Raw genomic sequence first — 3,449 nt, 5'->3', positions numbered from 1 at the left:
GAAGAGGCAGACGCACGGAGCGCGTCAGGACGCGCCCCGCGCGTGATGCATCAGGCTGCGCCCTGACCTTCGGCCAGGAAGAACCAGGTTTCGAGTACCGAGTCCGGGTTCAGCGACACGCTCTCGATGCCCTGCTCCATCAACCACTTGGCGAGGTCAGGGTGGTCCGAAGGGCCCTGGCCGCAGATGCCGATGTACTTGCCGGCCTTGTTGCACGCGGCGATGGCATTGGCCAGCAGCTTCTTGACCGCAGGATTTCGCTCGTCGAACAGGTGGGCGATGATCCCCGAGTCGCGGTCCAGGCCCAGGGTGAGCTGGGTCAGGTCGTTGGAGCCGATCGAGAAGCCATCGAAGTACTCCAGGAACTCTTCGGCGAGGATGGCGTTGGACGGCAGTTCGCACATCATGATCACGCGAAGGCCATTGTCGCCACGGGCCAGGCCGTTCTCGGCGAGCAGGTCGACGACCTGGCTGGCTTCGCCCAGGGTGCGCACGAACGGCACCATGATCTCGACGTTGGTCAGGCCCATCTCGTTGCGCACGCGCTTGAGGGCGCGGCACTCGAGCTCGAAGCAGTCACGGAACGACTCGCTGATGTAGCGCGAGGCACCGCGGAAGCCCAGCATCGGGTTTTCTTCTTCCGGCTCGTAGAGCTTGCCACCGATCAGGTTGGCGTACTCGTTGGACTTGAAGTCCGACAGGCGCACGATCACCTTTTTCGGGTAGAAGGCTGCGGCCAGGGTGCTGATGCCCTCGACCAGCTTCTCGACATAGAAGCCCACTGGGTCGCTGTAGCCAGCGATGCGCTTGTCGACGCTCTCTTTCAGCTCAGGCGGCAGACCCGCGTAGTTGAGCAGTGCCTTGGGGTGCACGCCGATCATGCGGTTGATGATGAACTCAAGGCGCGCCAGGCCCACACCCGCGTTGGGCAGTTGGGCGAAGTCGAAGGCGCGGTCGGGGTTGCCGACGTTCATCATGATCTTGAACGGCAGCTCCGGCATGGCATCCACCGAGTTCTGCTTGACGTCGAAGCCCAGCTCGCCCTCGAAGATGAAGCCGGTGTCGCCTTCGGCACAGGAAACAGTCACGCCCTGGCCATCCTTGAGCACTTGCGTCGCGTTGCCGCAACCGACCACGGCCGGGATACCCAGCTCACGGGCGATGATCGCGGCGTGGCAGGTACGGCCACCGCGGTTGGTGACGATGGCGCTGGCGCGCTTCATGACCGGTTCCCAGTCCGGGTCGGTCATGTCGGAAACCAGTACGTCGCCTGGCTGCACCTTGTCCATTTCGGACACATCGTGGATCACGCGGACCTTGCCAGCGCCGATACGCTGGCCAATGGCGCGACCTTCGACCAGTACCGTGCCCTTCTCTTTGAGCAGGTAGCGTTCCATGACATTGGCGCTGGCGCGGCTCTTCACGGTCTCGGGGCGAGCCTGCACGATGTACAGCTTGCCGTCGTCACCGTCCTTGGCCCATTCGATGTCCATCGGGCGCTGATAGTGCTGCTCGATGATCATCGCCTGCTTGGCCAGTTCGTTGACCTCGGCGTCGCTGAGGCAGAAGCGCGCACGCTCGGCACGGTCGACCTCGACGGTCTTGACCGAACGACCGGCCTTGGCTTCGTCGCCGTAGACCATCTTGATCGCCTTGCTGCCCAGGTTGCGGCGCAGGATGGCCGGGCGGCCTGCCTGCAGGGTGTTCTTGTGCACGTAGAATTCGTCAGGGTTGACCGCACCCTGCACCACGGTTTCGCCCAGGCCGTAGGCGCCGGTGATGAACACCACGTCGCGGAAGCCCGACTCGGTGTCGAGGGTGAACATGACGCCAGCGGTGCCGGTTTCCGAACGCACCATGCGCTGCACGCCGGCCGACAGGGCGACCAGCTTGTGGTCGAAGCCCTGGTGCACGCGGTAGGAAATGGCGCGGTCGTTGAACAGCGAGGCGAACACTTCCTTGGCCGCGCGGATCACGTTGTCGACGCCACGGATATTGAGGAAAGTTTCCTGCTGGCCGGCGAACGAGGCATCCGGCAAGTCTTCGGCGGTCGCCGAAGAACGCACGGCCACGGCCATGTTGTCGTTGCCGGCAGCCATTTCGGCGAAGGCGGTGCGGATTTCGGCGTCCAGGCGCGCCGGGAAATCGGCCTCCATCACCCACTGGCGAATCTGTGCGCCGGTCTTGGCCAGGGCGTTGACGTCATCGACGTCCAGCGCATCGAGCGCGGCGTGGATGCGGTCGTTCAAACCACTTTGTTCGAGAAAGTCGCGATACGCCTGAGCCGTAGTGGCAAAGCCGCCCGGCACCGATACGCCGGCACCGGCAAGATTACTGATCATCTCGCCCAGGGATGCGTTCTTGCCCCCCACATGCTCCACATCATGGACGCCGAGCTTATCGAGGGAAACTACGTACTCTACCAAGGTGATCTCTCCACTAACTGTATTGGAAAAGCTCAAGGGCGCCCGCCTGTCGACTCTGCGGCTGGGCCGGGACGCTTGTGGCCTGGACCTGGAAAATAAGTGAGAATGCCGAACGACCGCGTTCGGCAAACCGAACCTATCATATCCAGAAACATTCGGCAGCTTAAGGCCTCAGGTGCAAATGAAACGATCCGCGTTCTTCATCTCCGACGGTACCGGCATCACGGCCGAAACACTGGGCCAAAGCCTGCTGGCGCAGTTCGAAAGCATTCCCTTCGCCAAATTCACCCGCCCCTACATCGATACGCTCGACAAGGCGCGCGCCATGGTCCAGCAGATCAATGCCGCGGCCGAGCGCGACGGTGTGCGCCCCATTATCTTCGATACCATCGTCAACCAGGACATCCGCGAGGTCATGGCCACGTCCAATGGCTTCATGATCGACATCTTTTCGACGTTTTTATCCCCACTCGAGCAGGAATTGACTGCCCATTCGTCGTATTCCGTGGGCAAATCGCACTCGATCGGCGGCAACTCCAACTACATGGAGCGCATCGAGGCGGTCAACTTCGCCCTGGACAACGACGATGGTGCGCGCACCCATTACTACGACAAGGCCGACCTGATCCTGGTGGGCGTATCGCGCTGCGGCAAGACGCCGACCTGCCTGTACATGGCCATGCAGTTCGGTATCCGCGCCGCCAACTACCCGCTGACCGAAGACGACATGGAGCGCCTGCAGTTGCCGGCCGTGCTGAAAAAGCACCATAACAAGCTGTTCGGCCTGACCATCGACCCCGACCGCCTGACCGCCATTCGCCACGAACGCAAACCCAACAGCCGCTATTCGAGCTTTGCCCAGTGCGAGTTCGAGGTGCGCGAGGTGGAGAACCTGTTCCGCCGGGAGAACATTCCCAACATCAACTCCACGCATTTTTCGGTGGAGGAGATTTCGGCGAAGATCCTCGTGGAGAAAGGCGTGGAGCGGCGGTTCAAGTAGGGCCGCTGAAGACGAACAAAAAA

General features: G+C 62.0%; 2 protein-coding genes. One reads left to right on the top strand and one right to left on the bottom strand.

Annotated elements, in window-relative coordinates:
- Positions 1 to 50: 50 nt before the first annotated feature.
- Positions 51 to 2,426: a phosphoenolpyruvate synthase gene (gene ppsA, locus HU729_RS25205; RefSeq protein ID WP_054892474.1), complete on the bottom strand. Its 2,376-nt coding sequence runs from the start codon at positions 2,424 to 2,426 to the stop codon at positions 51 to 53.
- A gap of 181 nt (positions 2,427 to 2,607) precedes the next feature.
- Here ppsA and HU729_RS25200 point away from each other — a divergent pair, with 181 nt between their 5' ends.
- A complete protein-coding gene (locus HU729_RS25200) occupies positions 2,608 to 3,426 on the top strand; it encodes a pyruvate, water dikinase regulatory protein (protein WP_054892475.1) in 819 nt (272 codons plus the stop codon).
- The last annotated feature ends 23 nt before the right edge of the window (positions 3,427 to 3,449 follow it).

It is taken from the genome of Pseudomonas sp. RW10S2 (assembly GCF_014268985.1).
GTDB lineage: Bacteria > Pseudomonadota > Gammaproteobacteria > Pseudomonadales > Pseudomonadaceae > Aquipseudomonas > Aquipseudomonas wayambapalatensis.
Note: the sequence above shows the minus strand (reverse complement) of the source record. Positions and strands in the feature narration are given on the sequence as shown.